Raw genomic sequence first — 14,659 nt, 5'->3', positions numbered from 1 at the left:
ATGACGTGGTCTCCGGCGATGGTTGCAGGCATGTAGGGATTTCCCGGCCAACGGCAATGTGCAGGCCGCGAACAGCTCAGTCTCCGAACAGCGAGGCGAGCCCGTTGGTGATCATTTCGCTGCGCTCGTCGGGGCCGTTGCCCGATCGCGCGTGAAGCATCAGCGGCGGACGAATGGCGAGCTTTCCTCGTGCTCCAAGTGCGGCTCGCACGACAATGCGGATTGCCGCCGCGTCCGGGCGAGGGTGCACGGCGAGCATCTCGGCTTCGCCGAAGCGGCCTGAAATCGCATCGAGAATGGCGCCGAGCTGTTCGGGCCGGGCGATGACGGCAAGCCCGCCGCGCGGCCTGACAACCGCCGCCGCACTGCGGATCCAGCTTTCGAACAGCCCATCCTCCATGACATGCGCCTCTTTTCGCAGGCGCTCCGATGTGGCGCGGTCCCGTGCGGCGTTGAAAGGCGGGTTCATGATGACGAAGTCGAAATCGTTGTCGGCAAGGCCGGCGGCGGCCCGGGCCCGGCCCGAAACGGTGACATCGGCGACGAGCACGGCCGCGCGATCGCTGAGATGCGCATTACCGGGATGGGCAAGCGTGGCCGCCGCGAAGGCCGCCATCTCGGGCGCGCGTTCGACCAGCACAGCCTGGGCGCCCGGGCAGCGCGACAGCACCGCCAGACCGGCGGCACCGGCGCCTGCGCCGAAATCGGCGAGCCGGCCGCGAAAGGTGGATGGCACGGATGCGGCCAGCATCATCGCATCCATTCCGGCGCGATGGCCGCCATGCTTGGGCTGTACGAGCCAGAACCGGCCGCGGTGGAAGGCATCGACCGTGTGGGCTGGCGTATCCGTGGCGAGGGCGGCTGGCGCGGCCGACATTATTTTCCCCGGATTTCGTTGGCGATGCCGGCGTCGGTCAGGATGCGTCGCGCAGCGTCGGCCTGGTCGGCATCGACCATCACGCGTCGCGGCAGGATGCCGAGCGAGCCGTCGAGCACGCTCATGTTCTGATCGGCGACGAAGCAGCCGATGCCGGCATCGCGCATCAGCGATTCGACAAAGGAGATGATGACGGCGTCGTTGGTGCGGATGAGCTCTATCATCGGGCGAAATTCGCAGGTTGCGGCTTGCATGTAAACGTGCGGCCGCATTCCAGCATTTCCCGGCGTTGACACTATCGCCGCCGCCGCGCCAATTCGCCTCTTGCCGTGCCCGTATCCGCCGCCCTAGAGTCCATGCCGGGACTATGGGTGCCGTCGCACGCGTTATACCAAGACGGGAGTGATTGTCGTGGGTGTCGTTCTCAACATCGAAAACGGGAAGCGGGAACCCGCCTCCATCAAGGATTTGATCGATCTGACGGCGGCCGATATGGGGCGCGTCAACGAACTGATCCTGTCCAAGGCCGGCTCCGACGTTGAGATGATTCCCGAGGTCGCAAACCATCTGATCTCGTCCGGCGGCAAGCGGCTGAGGCCAATGCTGACGCTGGCTGCGGCGCAAATGTTCGGCTATGCCGGCGAAGGCCACGTCAAGCTCGCCACTTCGGTCGAGTTCATGCATACGGCCACGCTCCTGCATGACGACGTCGTCGATGAAAGCGGCATGCGGCGCGGCAAGAAGACAGCCCGCATGATCTGGGGCAACCAGGCCAGCGTCCTTGTCGGTGACTTCCTGCTCGGCCAGGCCTTCCGCATGATGGTCGATGTCGGCTCGCTCGAAGCGCTCGACATCCTGTCGAGCGCCGCCTCGATTATCGCCGAGGGCGAGGTGATGCAGCTTGCCGCGGCCAAGAACCTCGAAACCACCGAGGACGAGCACTTCGCAGTCATCAAGGCCAAGACCGCCGCGCTGTTTTCGGCGGCCGCCGAGGTTGGCCCGGTCATCGCCCTGGCGACCCGCAACGATCGCGCGGCGCTGCGCTCCTACGGCATGAACCTAGGCCTTGCCTTCCAGCTCATCGACGACGCGCTGGACTATGGCGGCACCAGCAAGGATCTCGGCAAGAATGTCGGCGACGATTTCCGCGAGGGCAAGGTGACCTTGCCGGTCATCCTCGCCTACCGGCGCGGCAGCAAGGCCGAACGCACCTTCTGGAAGCGTGCCATCGAGGACAATGTCGTCGATGACGCCGGGCTGGAAAAGGCGATCGGCCTGATGACCCGCCACGGCGCCATTGCCGACACGATCGGGCGTGCCCGCCATTTCGGCGAGATCGCCCGCGACGCGCTGGCGCCGCTGGAAGAGACGCCGCAGAAATCGGCGCTGATCGACGTCATCGATTTCTGCATCAGCCGGGTGAACTGAGAGGCCGGCTTTCACCGGGCTTCTCGGGCGCCAGTGGAAGACGTCTGTGAATTCGCCCCCGCCGTCTCGACAAGCCGCCTTGCCGTAAATTATCTATAAATCATGGCAAAGGGCACGGACGACACCATAGCGGTGCGCATCAGCAAGGCGCTGGCCGATCGCATCATCTCCGGCGCGATCGAGCCGGGGGCGAGGCTGCGGCAGGATCATGTCGCCGAGGAATTCAACACCAGCCATGTTCCCGTGCGCGAGGCCTTCCGCCGTCTCGAGGCGCAGGGGCTCGCCGTCAGTGAGCCGCGCCGCGGCGTGCGCGTCGCTGCCTTCGATCTGGGTGAGGTCAAGGAGGTCGCCGAAATGCGAGCCGCGCTCGAAGTGCTGGCGCTGCGCCACGCCGCGCCGCATCTGACTTCGGCCATTCTCGACCAGGCCGAGGAGGCGACCAAGGCCGGCGACAAATCCCGCGACGTCAGGTCGTGGGAGGAGGCCAATCGCGCCTTTCACCAGCTGATCCTGGCGCCATGCGGCATGCCGCGCCTGCTTGCCACGATCGACGACCTGCATGCTGCAAGCGCGCGCTTCCTGTTCGCGGCATGGCGTTCGGAGTGGGAGACGCGCACCGATCAGGACCACCGGGCGATCCTCACCGCCTTGCGGCAGGGAAACACCGAATCGGCCGCGGCAACATTGGGACGGCATGTCCAATGGATTGGCCGCAAGCCGGTCAGGACAGCGTCCGGCGCCACGCGCGAAGCCTTCGCGATCGTGGGCTAAGCGGCCTTTTCCCGAGCCCGGGCTTGCTATCGATCCAAAAATGTGGATTCGATAATAGATCGAACGCGGAAATTATCTATAATTTTGGATCGACCAAAGGGAAGCTCATGACCAACCTCGCATTCTCGTCCGCCAGACCGTCCTTCAGCCCGCTACGCCTCCAGCAGCGATCGCTCGGCTGGCAGGCCGGCGCCGTCGTGCTCGGCACGCTGTTCCTGGCGCTGTCCTCCTACATCGAGGTGCCGATGGTACCGGTTCCGGTGACCATGCAGACCTTCGCGGTGACGCTTATCGGTGCGCTCTATGGCTGGCGGCTGGGGGCGGTGACGATCGCCGCATGGCTGGTCGAAGGCGCGGCCGGCTTCCCGGTCCTAGCCGGCGGCGCTGCAGGCATACAGCATTTCGTCGGCCCGACGGGCGGCTATCTCTTTGCCTTCCCCATCACCGGTGCGCTTGTCGGCTGGCTGGCAGAGCGCGGCTGGAACGGCAACAGGGTTTTGCTCGCCTTCGCCGCCATGCTGCTCGGCAACCTTGCCTGCCTGGCTCTCGGCACGGCCTGGCTTGCCGTCATGATCGGCACCGAGAAGGCCATCACCTTCGGCTTCGTGCCGTTCATCGTCGGCGGATTGCTCAAGTCGGCGCTTGGCGCGGCGACGCTGATAGCGCTCCCGCGCGGCAAGATGAACTAGCCGAAGCCGTGACGATCACGCTTCGCGCCCATCATCTCCTTTGCCTGCTCACCTATGTGGGCAAGGGATACAGCCCCGCTTTCACCGCCAACTATGACGGGATCGCGGAGCGCTTGAGCCGGGGCGAGGACATCCTCCTCGTTTCCGGCCCGGACGACATCTGCGCCCCGTTGCTTGGCGAGCCGGAACCCCACTGCTTGCGCGACAGCGCGGCCAGGCGGGACCGGCAGGCCGCGGATGACGTGGAAGCGCTGCTGGCTCGGCCGATCCGTGACGGCGTCCGCCTCGATCTCGATGCCGCGATCCTTATACGCCTACGGCAGGCCTTCTCGGCCGGCCAGGTGCGCAAGGCATGTGGGGGCTGCGAATGGAGCGGGCTGTGCAGCGCGGTGGCAAGCGGCGGCTATCGCGATACGCGGCTGCAACGGCCTGTTGACGCGCAAAACCGTCCCATTTAGCCATGGTTTATTAATCGGGTGACCCGATTGTGAATTTCAGGCAGATTGAAGCGCGACCCCAAAAAGGCCATGCTTTGCCCGAAAGATCGAGTCTGGGTCGATCCCGCTGACGCGGAGATGGCGCCTGGCTGAAAGGGATATGATGCAGCAAGGACGTACGCGCTGGCTGACAAGGCTGGCAATTGTGACGGGCATGGCGATCTCGGCTTTGCCGGCCTATGCCAAGCAATCCACCGAACCGGTCAAGATATCGTCGTTCTCGGGCGCCTATCTGGCCGCCCGGATCGCCGAAGGCGACAACGACCTCGACAGCGCCATCGCGTATTACAAGCAAGCCTTGGCTTTCAATCCGAGCGACACCGCACTGCAGCAGAGCCTGATGCTGTCGCTGATCGCGCAAGGGCGCTTCGACGAATCGCTGGTCTATGCCGACAAGCTCAAGGAAGTGCCCGATGTCGAGCGCTTCTCGCGCCTGGCGCTGGCAGTCGATTCTTTCCACAAGAAGGATTTCACCAAGGCGCAGTACTGGCTCAAGCTGTCGCTGGAATCCGATCTCGACCGGCTGATCTCCGGCGTCATGTCCGGCTGGGCCGAGCAAGGTGCCGGCCAGGCCAACGAAGCGATGGCTTCGATCGACAAGCTGCAAGGGCCGGACTGGTTCGGCCTGTTCAAATCCTTCCATCGCGCCCTGATCGCCGATGCCGCCAACATGCCCGAAAAGGCCGAGGCGATCTACGCCGCGACTCTGCAGGATACTGCCGCGGGCGGCGCGGCGCCTGAAACCTGGATGCGCAACGCGCAGGCCTATGCCTCGTTCCTGGCCCGCAAGGGCGACAAGGCCAAGGCGATCTCGGTGCTCGACCAGGCCGAGGCGTTTTCGCCCGGCAAGCTGGAAATCGTCGCCTTGCGCGCAAGGATCAGCAGGGGCGACAAGATCGCGCCCTTCGTTTCCGGCCCGTCCGACGGTGCTTCCGAAATCCTGCTCGATCTCGCCACCGCGCTCAACCGTGGCGGCGGCGAGCCGTTCGTGCGCCTCTATCTGCAATATGCATTGGCCCTGAAGCCCGACAGCGACGCGGCCCTCGTGCAGCTCGCCGCCGTCGCCGAACAGCTGAAGGACGGCGAGGGCGCCATCGCGCTCTACCGGCGCATCCCCGACTCTTCGCCGCTGAAGGAGATTTCGGACCTGCAGCTTGGCCTCAACCTTGCCGATCTCGATCGACATGACGAGGCGATCACCCATCTGAAGGCCTTCGTCGAAGCCCATCCCGACGACATGCGCGCCTATCTGGCGCTCGGCGGTGTCTACTCCTCGAAGGATGATTTCCGCTCCGCCGCCAATCTCTACGACAAGGCCGTCGAGGTGCTGAAGACACCGACTGCCGCCAACTGGAACATCTTCTATCAGCGCGGCATCGCCTATGAGCGGCTGAAGGAATGGCCGAAAGCCGAGCCGAATTTCCGCAAGGCGCTGGAATTGCAGCCAGACCAGCCGCAGGTGCTGAACTATCTCGGCTATTCCTGGGTCGACATGAACACGAACCTGAAGGAAGGCCTGGAGATGATCCAGAAGGCCGTCGATCTCAGGCCGAGTGACGGCTACATCGTCGATTCCCTGGGGTGGGCCTATTTCCGCCTAGGCCGGTTCGATGACGCCGTGCGCGAGATGGAACGCGCGGTCTCGCTGAAGCCGGAAGATCCGGTTCTGAACGACCATCTCGGCGATGCCTATTGGCGTGTCGGCCGCAAGCTGGAAGCCACCTTCCAGTGGAACCAGGCCCGCGACCTGAAGCCCGATCCCGACGTACTGGCCACCTTGCAGCAGAAGCTGATGAAGGGCCTGCCGCCGATCGAGTCCAACACGGCGCAGGAGACCCCGAAGGTCAAGCCAGAGCCGGTTCCCGCCCCGAAGGGCTGAAATCGCTTTTTTGGAATGCGAACGGGGCTCTCAGAGCCCCGTTTTCGTTTTGATATCTCGTCCGCTAAATGCCTGCCGACGCGCAGGAAACGTCCTCAAAACATCTTTCGATAGACGACGAAGCCCGAGCGTTCGCCGACTTTGTCATAGAGCTTCATCGCCGTGTGGTTGGTTTCATGCGTCAGCCAGTACACCCGGCCGGAACCGGCCGCCTGGGCGCGCTCATAGACGCCTTCGATAAGCGCGCGGCCGATGCCCTTCCCACGCGAGGCCTCTGTTGTGAAGAGATCCTGCAGATAGCAGTTCGGCGAGATCGCCGTGGTGCTGCGGTGGAACAGGTAGTGGACGAGGCCAAGAAGCTGTCCCCCGCTCTCGGCGACCAGCGCATGGACCGGCTCGTAGGCGTCGAAGAAGCGTAACCATGTCATCGCGGTGATCTCGCTTGCCAGCGCCGTCTCGCCCGAACGGCCATAGAACGCATTGTAGCCGTCCCACAGAGGCAGCCACCGGTCGAAATCCTGGCGTGTGACGGGGCGGATGGTGATCGGGTTGGACATGGCTGAACCTGCTGTGATTGACGCGGACGCTTTGTCGAATTGGATCGCGGACCCTGGCGGCGGGCAATGGGCCAGTCGCTGGCAAAGGGTTCAACATCGCCAGGCATGCTCACGGCGGCCCGTATCGAACGCGCCTTGCTTGACGCTTCGCCGCCGTGTCTCTAGGACGTGGCCGCAAGCTAGCCCGTGTCGCCGAGGCCACCGTGACGATTGAATTATCAGCTCATATGCACCCCAGCCGCTCGTTCCAGGGGCTGATCCTGACCTTGCACAATTACTGGGCGGCATATGGCTGCGTCATCCTCCAGCCCTATGACATGGAGGTCGGCGCCGGCACGTTTCATCCCGCAACGACGCTGCGCGCACTCGGCCCCAGGCGCTGGAACGCCGCCTACGTCCAGCCTTCGCGTCGTCCCAAGGATGGCCGTTACGGCGAGAACCCCAACCGGCTGCAGCACTACTACCAATACCAGGTGATCCTGAAACCCAATCCGCCGAACCTGCAGGAGCTTTACCTCGGCTCGCTCGCGGCGATCGGCGTCGATCCCCTGCTGCACGACATCCGCTTCGTCGAGGACGACTGGGAAAGCCCGACGCTGGGCGCCTGGGGCCTCGGCTGGGAATGCTGGTGCGACGGCATGGAAGTGTCGCAGTTCACCTATTTCCAGCAAGTCTGCGGCATCGAATGCGCGCCGGTGGCGGGCGAACTCACTTACGGTCTGGAACGCCTGGCCATGTATGTGCAGGGCGTCGACAATGTCTACGACCTCAACTTCAACGGCCGCGACGGCGCCGACAAGGTCACCTATGGCGACGTCTTCCTGCAGGCCGAGCAGGAATATTCGCGCCACAATTTCGAACACGCCAACACCGCGATGCTGCTCAGGCATTTCGAGGATGCCGAGACCGAGTGCAAGGCGCTGCTCGATGCCGGTGCGCCGGCATCGAACGACAATCTGCCGATGCACCGCATGGTCTTTCCAGCCTACGACCAGTGCATCAAGGCGAGCCATGTCTTCAACCTGCTCGATGCGCGCGGCGTGATCTCGGTCACCGAGCGGCAGAGCTACATTCTGCGCGTGCGCAATCTGGCGAAAGCCTGCGGCGAGGCGTTCTTGAAGACGCAGGCCGGTGGATTGGCGGCCTGAGCCTCAAGCGCCGTTGATCATTTCGAGGGAAGCGTTGATCGGCGGCAGGATCTGGCCGCTCGGACCAGACATCGTCCGCAGCGCCTGCCGCACGCCCGGCATCGAGAAGGCGCCGTGGGCCTGCGCGGTGAAGCAGGCGCTGAGCGCGAGGATCTGAAGAAGTCTGGATGCGGTTTTCATGATCGTTCAGCCAATAGTTGCCTGCCTGAGCGTGGGTCGCTTCAGCGCTGCGTTCGGTTCATGGAAATCTTTGATCCAAGGACGGGCGGGATCGCCTCATCCCGACAGCAGGGTCAAAATTTCCGGAAAGGGTGACAGCGGCCAGCCGAGTTGCTATGCCCCGCGCGGACCATTTTGCCGCGTGAGCCCCAACCATGCCTGACCTGCTTCTAGAACTTCGCTCGGAAGAGATTCCCGCTCGCATGCAGCGCAAGGCGGCGGGCGATCTGAGAAAGATGCTGACCGACGGTCTGGTCGAGGCGGGTCTGACCTACGAGGCTGCGCGTGAATATTGGACGCCGCGGCGCCTCACCCTCGATATCCGTGGCCTCAACGCACGCTCGAAGGATATTCACGAGGATATCAAGGGGCCGTCGACATCAGCGCCTGAACAGGCTGTCCAGGGCTTCCTGCGCAAGGCCGGGCTGTCTTCGATTGCCGAAGCGCATGTCCATTCCGACCCGAAGAAGGGCGACTTCTACGTCGCGCACATTTCGAAGCCGGGCAGGGCGGCTGAAGAGATCATCGCCGGACTGGTGCCTGATCTCATCCGCAATTTCCCCTGGCCAAAGTCGATGCGCTGGGGGCCGGCCTCGGCCAAGCCGGGCTCGCTGCGCTGGGTACGCCCGCTGCAATCCATCCTGTGCACCTTCGGCCCGGAGACCGAGGAGCCGGTCGTGGTCAATTTCGAGATCGACGGCATCCGTTCGGGCAACATCACCTACGGCCACCGTTTCCTCGCGCCTGGCGAAATCACCGTGCGCCGCTTCGACGATTATGTGAGCAAACTGGAAGCGGCCAAGGTGGTGCTCGACGCTGACAGGCGCAAGGAGATCATCCTTGCCGACGCCCGCAACCTCGCCTTCGCCAACGGGCTCGACCTTGTCGAGGATGAGGGCTTGCTTGAAGAAGTGTCAGGGCTGGTCGAATGGCCAGTCGTGCTGATGGGCGAGTTCGAGCAGGCTTTCCTCGCCATTCCGGCGGAAGTGATCCGCCTGACCATCCGCGCCAACCAGAAGTGCTTTGTGACGCGGCCGCAGGGGGAAAGCGACACGCTCTCCAACCGCTTCATCCTCACCGCCAACATCGAAGCCAGGGACGGCGGCAAGGAAATCGCCCACGGCAACGGCAAGGTGGTGCGCGCGCGCTTGTCCGACGCGCTCTATTTCTGGACGACCGACCAGGGCGATCTGCCTGATCTCGAGCAACTCCGGGCATCTGCGGAAAAATTCGGCCTCGATCTGAAGAAGCCGCTCGACCAGCGCATGGCCCGGCTCGACCACCTCAACGTGACCTTTCACGCCAAGCTCGGCACGCAAGGCGAGCGGGTGGAGCGGATTGCCGAGTTCGCTGAAGAACTGGCGCCGATTGTCGGCGCCGATCCCGCGCTGGCGCGTCGTGCCGCTGTCCTGGCCAAGGCCGATCTCACCACTGAAGTGGTCGGCGAATTCCCCGAATTGCAAGGCGCCATGGGCCGCAAATATGCGTTGCTGCAGGGCGAGCATCCTTCTGTCGCGACGGCGGCGGAGGAGCACTACAAGCCACAAGGGCCGTCCGATTATGTGCCGGGCGATCCCGTTTCAGTGGCAGTGGCGCTTGCCGACAAGCTCGACACTCTGAGTGGCTTCTGGGCCATCGATGAAAAGCCGACAGGGTCGAAGGATCCCTATGCGCTGCGTCGGGCGGCGCTGGGAGTGGTGAGGATTTTGGTCGAAACCCGAATTCGACTACGGCTGGCTTCCCTCTTTACGAGCGCTGGCGCACGTTATACAGGGAGTGGCGCTGAGCAGGTAAGAGACCTCCTCGCGTTCTTCCACGACCGTCTGAAAGTCTACCTCCGCGACCAGGGCGCGCGCCATGACCTGATCGATGCGGTCATCACGCCGGAATCCGACGACCTCCTGCAAATCGTGCGCCGCGTCGAAGCATTGGGCTCCTTCCTCGACACCGAGGACGGCAAAAACCTGCTCGCTGGTACCAAGCGTGCTGCCAACATCCTGACCGCCGAGGAGAAGAAGAAAACGGTGGTCGCCGAAACCGTTGAGCCGGCGTTGTTCCGCCAAGATGCGGAGAAGTCGCTGTTTGCGGCGGTGAATCAGGCCGAGAAGCAAGCCGGCGAAGCAATTCAAAACCAAGACTTTTCCGCTGCCATGCTGGCGCTTAGCGTGTTGCGTGAACCCGTTGATTCATTCTTTGAGCATGTTCTCGTGAATGATGAGGACCAGGCTGTGCGTGCCAACCGTCTGGCGCTGCTCAATCGCATTCGGACGGCTACGGGCCAAGTCGCGGATTTCTCGAAAATCGCCGGCTGAGAAGCGGATCGCACCGGAATAAAGCGGGCCGCGGGCATCGGGAAAAATATCTCCCAGCCGGTCGTTCGAGCCGGCTTACAGTCATATGACGATGATCTCTCCGTGGCAAAAGGGACATGTTCCCCAACCCAACGGAGGCTTCCATGAATTCCGATCACGAAATCGAAGTGACTGAAGAAACCTCGGCTCCTGCCGAGGCGCTTGAATCCGCTTCCGAAACCGCCCTCGATCATGCCGCCGCCGCCACGGTCGAAGCCGCCGATCTGTCTGACGAAGACGAAGATGGCGATGACGAAGAAGGCGACGACGAAGACGGCGAAGAGTCCGACGAAGACGACGCCGACGTGAAAGCCGAAGGCGACGACGCCGACGGCGAAGAAGAATCCGAGGACGACGAGTCGGAAGAAGACGACGACAAGGAAGAAGCAGCCTGAGGTTTCAGTTCGGTTCTGTCGAGAAAAGGGGCGGCGCATGGGCGCCGCCCCTTTTTTAGGTCTTTCCAAACACTGACTTTTCAGTTCTCCAGAATGCTGACGCGCACGCTGTTTTCGTAGACGTCGACCTGGATCAGCGGCTCGCCATTGATTATGGCGTGCTTGGTCGAGGAACTCATCGCGCCGGGGCGCTCCAGCATGCGCTGCAGATCGGCGCGCTGATCGTTGGTCGTGAACCACTCGTCGCCTTGGTCGTCTCTGTCGCGGCGATGGAATTTGTGCCAGTTGGCGCGGTCCTGCCGCACCATCTGCGCGGCTCCGTCCAGCGCATAGCCGTCGCTCGCCCGGTGATCGCGATCGGAAATGCGCGCGACATAGGACCCCAGCATGTCGTCCGCATGGGCCGCGCCGCCAATCAATGACGCCAGCAGAAGCCCTGCCACGGTAACGGTCTTCGATTTTTTCATGAGCAGCCCCCTTGCCTTGAACAATGCAATCCCCTCTGCCGAAGCCGCTTGGCAATTCAGGCTACGGCGCCGACCAGCGAGGTACGCCGGCCGAAATTCGCCGCACGATGGTGGACGGGGCGCCAGACCGTCGTCAAGCCGTTGAGCATTTTGGCCGACCAATTTGGCAGGTTGCTATTTGACCTTGCCGGTTCCTGAAGCAGGCTGGTGGGCTGCCGGTGGTGGCGCGGCTGCCGCCGGGGCCGCCGCTTTCCCTTGCGCTGCCGGCGCGGGGGCTGCGGAGGCGGTCGCCGTGGCGGGGGCGGTTGCCGTGGCTGGCGCCTTGGCTTGCACTGGTGTCGAGAAGGCGCCGCCGATGATGCCGCCGCGAATGATCATCGGGCTCTGCTGGAAGCCGTGCTTTGCCTCGGCCTTGTCCGGGATTGCCGCAACCTTTTCATAGGTGACGTCGGGCTCGCCGAGCGCAACGACGGACACCACGTCGCTCGCCTTGCCGTCGGTCGCCTTCAGCGTAAGGACGGAGGGCGTCGAGGTCGGCACGCCGGGAAAGACCAGCGACGAGGCCTGAGCCCCGCCGGCCATCGCAGCCAGACTGATAGCAAGCGTTCCCCATATACGCACAGACACTGACATAGCTCCCATTGCCCAGAAGCCGCACGATAGTGCTCGGCGATTGATGCCGGCTTTCATGGAAGCATGGCATTTTAGGAATTGATGAATCGCCAATGCCCGCTTGCCCCGGCGACGCCGTCGTACTACGCACCCGGCATCCGCGAGGTGACGAGAGTGGCTGAAATACTTGCCGTCGGCGAGGCGATGGAACCGGCGCTGGCACTGCTTGAGGGCGGCGATATCGTCGCCATTCCGACCGAGACCGTCTATGGACTGGCCGGCGACGCCACCAATGGCATTGGCGTGGCGCGCATTTTCGAAGCCAAGGGTCGGCCGCGTTTCAATCCGCTTATCGCCCATGTCGCCGACATGGCGATGGCCGAGCGCATCGCTCAGTTCGATCCGCTGTCGAAGAAACTCGCGCTTGCCTTCTGGCCGGGTCCGCTGACTCTGGTGCTGCCGCAGCGCCCCGGCAACGGCATTCATCCGCTGGTCACCGCCGGGCTCGACACGATCGCCTTGCGCATGCCGAGAGGTTTCGGCGGCGACTTGATCGCCAGGCTTGGCCGGCCGCTTGCTGCACCCAGCGCCAATTCATCCGGCAAGATCAGCGCGACGACGGCGCAAGCGGTGGCGGCGGATTTAGGCGCGCGCATCAAGCTGGTGGTCGATGGCGGTGCCACACCGGTCGGGCTGGAATCGACCATCGTCAAGGCCGAGGGCGAAAGATTGCGGCTGCTGAGGCCCGGCGGTATTGCCGCCGAAGAGATCGAGGCCGCCATCGGCATGGACCTGCTGCGCGGCGGCATTGCCGGCGTCGAAGCGCCGGGCATGCTTGCCTCGCACTACGCGCCGGGCGCCGCGGTGCGGCTCAATGCGCGAGCGATCGGCGAGGGCGAAGCGCTGCTCGCCTTTGGCAGCGAGAGAGCGGAAGGCTGGCGCGGCGCAACCGCTTTCCTCAACCTGTCGGTTTCAGGTGACCTGCGTGAAGCGGCAAGCAATCTCTTCACCTACATGCAGGAACTCGACCGCAGCGGCGCGCGTACCATCGCGGTCGAGAAGATTCCCTTTGACGGGCTCGGCGAGGCAATCAACGACCGGCTCTCCCGTGCTGCCGCTCCTCGTGACAACACAGAGCCCACAACGTAGTTTTCCCAGATGACCGAAACTGCAAAGACACTCGATCCCGCTCTCATCGATCGTTTCGCGGCGATCGTCGGCGACAAATATGCGCTGCGCGACCAGCAGGATATCGCGCCTTATCTGATCGAGCGACGCGGGCTCTGGCATGGCGCGACGTCGCTGGTGCTGCGCCCGGGCAGCGTCGACGAGGTCAGCCGGATCATGCGGCTGGCGACGGAGACCGGAACGCCAGTCGTGCCGCAAAGCGGCAACACCGGGCTGGTCGGCGCCCAGGTGCCGGACAGATCCGGTCACGAGATCGTCCTGTCGCTGTCGCGGCTGAACCGCATACGCGAGATCGATGTCCTCTCCAACACGGTCACAGCAGAGGCAGGCGTCATCCTGCAGACCTTGCAGGAAGCGGCCGACGCCGCCGACCGGCTGTTCCCGCTGTCGCTCGCCGCGCAAGGCTCCTGCCAGATCGGCGGCAACCTTTCGTCCAATGCCGGCGGCACCGGCGTGCTGGCCTATGGCAATGCGCGCGAGCTCTGCCTCGGCGTCGAGGTGGTGCTGCCTACCGGTGAGGTGTTCGATGATTTGCGCAAGCTGAAGAAGGACAACACCGGCTACGACCTGAAGAACCTGTTCGTCGGCGCCGAAGGCACGCTCGGCGTCATCACCGCCGCCGTTCTCAAACTGTTTCCGAAGCCCAAGGGGCGTGACGTCGCCTTCGTCGGCCTGTCGTCGCCCGAGGCCGCTCTTTCCCTGTTCAGCCTGGCCATGGAACGCGCCGGGGCAGCGCTCACCGCCTTCGAACTGATCGGCGAGCGGCCATACGATTTCACGCTGGCGCACGCCCAGGGCGTGACGCGGCCGCTGATGGAGGATTGGCCCTGGTATGTGCTGATGCAGATATCGTCCGGCCGCTCGTCGGAGGATTCGCGGGCGCTGATCGAGGATGTGCTTTCAGCAGGCCTCGAGCAGGAATTCGTCGGCGACGCCGTCATCGCCGCCAGCCTCGGGCAGGGCGACGCCTTCTGGAATTTCCGCGAGCTGTTGCCCGAGGCCCAGAAGCCGGAAGGCGCCTCGATCAAGCACGACATTTCGGTGCCGATCGCATCGATACCGCGCTTCATCGCGGAGGCCGCCGGCGCAGTCGCGTCAGTGAGCGCGGGCGCCCGCGTGGTCTGCTTCGGCCACATGGGCGACGGCAATCTCCACTATAACATCTCGCGGCCCGTCGACGGCGGCGACGAGGCGTTTCTGGCCCTCTACCATCGGATGAACAAAGCCGTGCATGACGTGGTGCGCAGCCTGCACGGTTCGATCTCGGCCGAGCACGGCATCGGCCAGTTGAAGCGCGACGAGCTGATCGCCACCGCGCCGCCCATGGCCATCGATCTGATGCGCAGGATGAAAACCGCCTTCGATCCGGCCGGCATCATGAATCCTGGTAAGGTTATCTGATCCTTACAACATCTTGTGGCTGGTGGCATTCCGATAACCATCCCTGAGATCAGCAAAATTTAACCGACTTTCTTAAGCGCGGCGGTAAGGAGCCCACGCTACTGTTTTCACATAACGAGGCCGGGAAAACTGGCCCGGAGAGAACCGGACACCGGCTCTCAGGAGACAGACAGGAAGGCA

Annotated in this window: 16 protein-coding genes; 10 read left to right on the top strand and 6 right to left on the bottom strand. The window is 63.7% G+C overall.

The window, feature by feature from the left end:
• Nucleotides 1-76 precede the first annotated feature (76 nt).
• Both C7I87_RS10325 and C7I87_RS10320 read right to left on the bottom strand, forming a co-directional pair.
• Nucleotides 77-877 (bottom strand): tRNA1(Val) (adenine(37)-N6)-methyltransferase, encoded by an 801-nt coding sequence (locus C7I87_RS10325; RefSeq protein WP_149904091.1) that lies wholly within the window; start codon nt 875-877, stop codon nt 77-79.
• Complete coding sequence (locus C7I87_RS10320; protein ID WP_015318845.1) at nt 877-1,101, bottom strand: putative signal transducing protein; 225 nt, start codon at nt 1,099-1,101, stop codon at nt 877-879. Before C7I87_RS10320 ends, C7I87_RS10325 begins: the two co-directional genes overlap by 1 nt.
• 187 nt (nt 1,102-1,288) lie before the next feature.
• Here C7I87_RS10320 and C7I87_RS10315 point away from each other — a divergent pair, with 187 nt between their 5' ends.
• The 5 genes from C7I87_RS10315 to C7I87_RS10295 all read left to right on the top strand — a co-directional run bounded on the left by C7I87_RS10315 (nt 1,289) and on the right by C7I87_RS10295 (nt 6,141).
• Nucleotides 1,289-2,305, top strand: coding sequence for a polyprenyl synthetase family protein (locus tag C7I87_RS10315; RefSeq protein ID WP_149904090.1), 1,017 nt, complete (start codon nt 1,289-1,291; stop codon nt 2,303-2,305).
• 102 nt (nt 2,306-2,407) lie between these two features.
• Nucleotides 2,408-3,076, top strand: coding sequence for a GntR family transcriptional regulator (locus C7I87_RS10310; protein WP_149904089.1), 669 nt, complete (start codon nt 2,408-2,410; stop codon nt 3,074-3,076).
• Nucleotides 3,077-3,183: 107 nt separating this feature from the next.
• Nucleotides 3,184-3,765, top strand: coding sequence for a biotin transporter BioY (locus C7I87_RS10305; RefSeq protein ID WP_149904088.1), 582 nt, complete (start codon nt 3,184-3,186; stop codon nt 3,763-3,765).
• A gap of 8 nt (nt 3,766-3,773) precedes the next feature.
• Nucleotides 3,774-4,223 (top strand): DUF1284 domain-containing protein, encoded by a 450-nt coding sequence (locus C7I87_RS10300; RefSeq protein ID WP_149904087.1) that lies wholly within the window; start codon nt 3,774-3,776, stop codon nt 4,221-4,223.
• A gap of 142 nt (nt 4,224-4,365) precedes the next feature.
• Complete coding sequence (locus tag C7I87_RS10295; RefSeq protein WP_149904212.1) at nt 4,366-6,141, top strand: tetratricopeptide repeat protein; 1,776 nt, start codon at nt 4,366-4,368, stop codon at nt 6,139-6,141.
• Nucleotides 6,142-6,236: 95 nt separating this feature from the next.
• On the opposite strand, the gene C7I87_RS10290 is transcribed toward C7I87_RS10295, so the two are convergent.
• Entirely contained in the window at nt 6,237-6,698 is a 462-nt protein-coding gene (locus C7I87_RS10290; protein WP_149904086.1) for a GNAT family N-acetyltransferase, read from the bottom strand.
• Nucleotides 6,699-6,925: 227 nt separating this feature from the next.
• Between C7I87_RS10290 and C7I87_RS10285 the strand changes: the two genes are divergently transcribed.
• Nucleotides 6,926-7,846 carry a glycine--tRNA ligase subunit alpha gene (locus tag C7I87_RS10285; protein WP_188393802.1) on the top strand — a complete coding sequence of 307 codons (921 nt, stop codon included), beginning with the start codon at nt 6,926-6,928 and terminating at the stop codon, nt 7,844-7,846.
• Nucleotides 7,847-7,849: 3 nt separating this feature from the next.
• Here C7I87_RS10285 and C7I87_RS35180 read toward each other — a convergent pair whose 3' ends face one another.
• Nucleotides 7,850-8,026 (bottom strand): hypothetical protein, encoded by a 177-nt coding sequence (locus C7I87_RS35180; protein WP_181178669.1) that lies wholly within the window; start codon nt 8,024-8,026, stop codon nt 7,850-7,852.
• Nucleotides 8,027-8,220: 194 nt separating this feature from the next.
• Here C7I87_RS35180 and glyS point away from each other — a divergent pair, with 194 nt between their 5' ends.
• Together glyS and C7I87_RS10275 are read left to right on the top strand one after the other, a co-directional pair.
• Nucleotides 8,221-10,377, top strand: coding sequence for a glycine--tRNA ligase subunit beta (gene glyS / locus C7I87_RS10280; RefSeq protein WP_149904084.1), 2,157 nt, complete (start codon nt 8,221-8,223; stop codon nt 10,375-10,377).
• Between the two features lie 143 nt (nt 10,378-10,520).
• Entirely contained in the window at nt 10,521-10,811 is a 291-nt protein-coding gene (locus C7I87_RS10275; RefSeq protein ID WP_149904083.1) for an ATPase, read from the top strand.
• Nucleotides 10,812-10,891: 80 nt separating this feature from the next.
• On the opposite strand, the gene C7I87_RS10270 is transcribed toward C7I87_RS10275, so the two are convergent.
• The gene (locus tag C7I87_RS10270; protein ID WP_149904082.1) at nt 10,892-11,278 is read right to left on the bottom strand and encodes a hypothetical protein; all 387 of its coding nucleotides are present in this window, start codon (nt 11,276-11,278) and stop codon (nt 10,892-10,894) included.
• A 174-nt stretch (nt 11,279-11,452) separates the two neighbouring features.
• Nucleotides 11,453-11,911, bottom strand: a complete 459-nt coding sequence (locus tag C7I87_RS10265; protein WP_246696242.1) for a hypothetical protein — start codon at nt 11,909-11,911, stop codon at nt 11,453-11,455.
• Nucleotides 11,912-12,064: 153 nt separating this feature from the next.
• Between C7I87_RS10265 and C7I87_RS10260 the strand changes: the two genes are divergently transcribed.
• On the top strand, nt 12,065-13,039 hold the full coding sequence (locus C7I87_RS10260) for an L-threonylcarbamoyladenylate synthase (protein WP_188393801.1): 975 nt from the start codon (nt 12,065-12,067) through the stop codon (nt 13,037-13,039).
• A 9-nt stretch (nt 13,040-13,048) separates the two neighbouring features.
• Nucleotides 13,049-14,479 (top strand): FAD-binding oxidoreductase, encoded by a 1,431-nt coding sequence (locus C7I87_RS10255; protein ID WP_149904079.1) that lies wholly within the window; start codon nt 13,049-13,051, stop codon nt 14,477-14,479.
• Nucleotides 14,480-14,659 lie beyond the last annotated feature (180 nt).

The sequence above is a fragment of the Mesorhizobium sp. SARCC-RB16n genome, from assembly GCF_008520305.1.
Classification (GTDB): domain Bacteria; phylum Pseudomonadota; class Alphaproteobacteria; order Rhizobiales; family Rhizobiaceae; genus Mesorhizobium.
This window is presented reverse-complemented; position numbering and strand designations above follow the sequence as displayed.

Excerpts from the sequence above, each read along its gene's own strand:
- C7I87_RS10325 (WP_149904091.1), bottom strand. The coding sequence starts at position 877 with ATGTCGGCCGCGCCAGCCGCCCTCGCCACGGATACGCCAGCCCACACG.
- C7I87_RS10310 (WP_149904089.1), top strand. The coding sequence starts at position 2,408 with ATGGCAAAGGGCACGGACGACACCATAGCGGTGCGCATCAGCAAGGCG.
- C7I87_RS35180 (WP_181178669.1), bottom strand. The coding sequence starts at position 8,026 with ATGAAAACCGCATCCAGACTTCTTCAGATCCTCGCGCTCAGCGCCTGC.
- C7I87_RS10305 (WP_149904088.1), top strand. The coding sequence starts at position 3,184 with ATGACCAACCTCGCATTCTCGTCCGCCAGACCGTCCTTCAGCCCGCTA.
- C7I87_RS10320 (WP_015318845.1), bottom strand. The coding sequence starts at position 1,101 with ATGATAGAGCTCATCCGCACCAACGACGCCGTCATCATCTCCTTTGTC.
- C7I87_RS10290 (WP_149904086.1), bottom strand. The coding sequence starts at position 6,698 with ATGTCCAACCCGATCACCATCCGCCCCGTCACACGCCAGGATTTCGAC.
- glyS (WP_149904084.1), top strand. The coding sequence starts at position 8,221 with ATGCCTGACCTGCTTCTAGAACTTCGCTCGGAAGAGATTCCCGCTCGC.
- C7I87_RS10295 (WP_149904212.1), top strand. The coding sequence starts at position 4,366 with ATGCAGCAAGGACGTACGCGCTGGCTGACAAGGCTGGCAATTGTGACG.
- C7I87_RS10265 (WP_246696242.1), bottom strand. The coding sequence starts at position 11,911 with ATGTCAGTGTCTGTGCGTATATGGGGAACGCTTGCTATCAGTCTGGCT.
- C7I87_RS10270 (WP_149904082.1), bottom strand. The coding sequence starts at position 11,278 with ATGAAAAAATCGAAGACCGTTACCGTGGCAGGGCTTCTGCTGGCGTCA.
- C7I87_RS10255 (WP_149904079.1), top strand. The coding sequence starts at position 13,049 with ATGACCGAAACTGCAAAGACACTCGATCCCGCTCTCATCGATCGTTTC.
- C7I87_RS10275 (WP_149904083.1), top strand. The coding sequence starts at position 10,521 with ATGAATTCCGATCACGAAATCGAAGTGACTGAAGAAACCTCGGCTCCT.
- C7I87_RS10285 (WP_188393802.1), top strand. The coding sequence starts at position 6,926 with ATGCACCCCAGCCGCTCGTTCCAGGGGCTGATCCTGACCTTGCACAAT.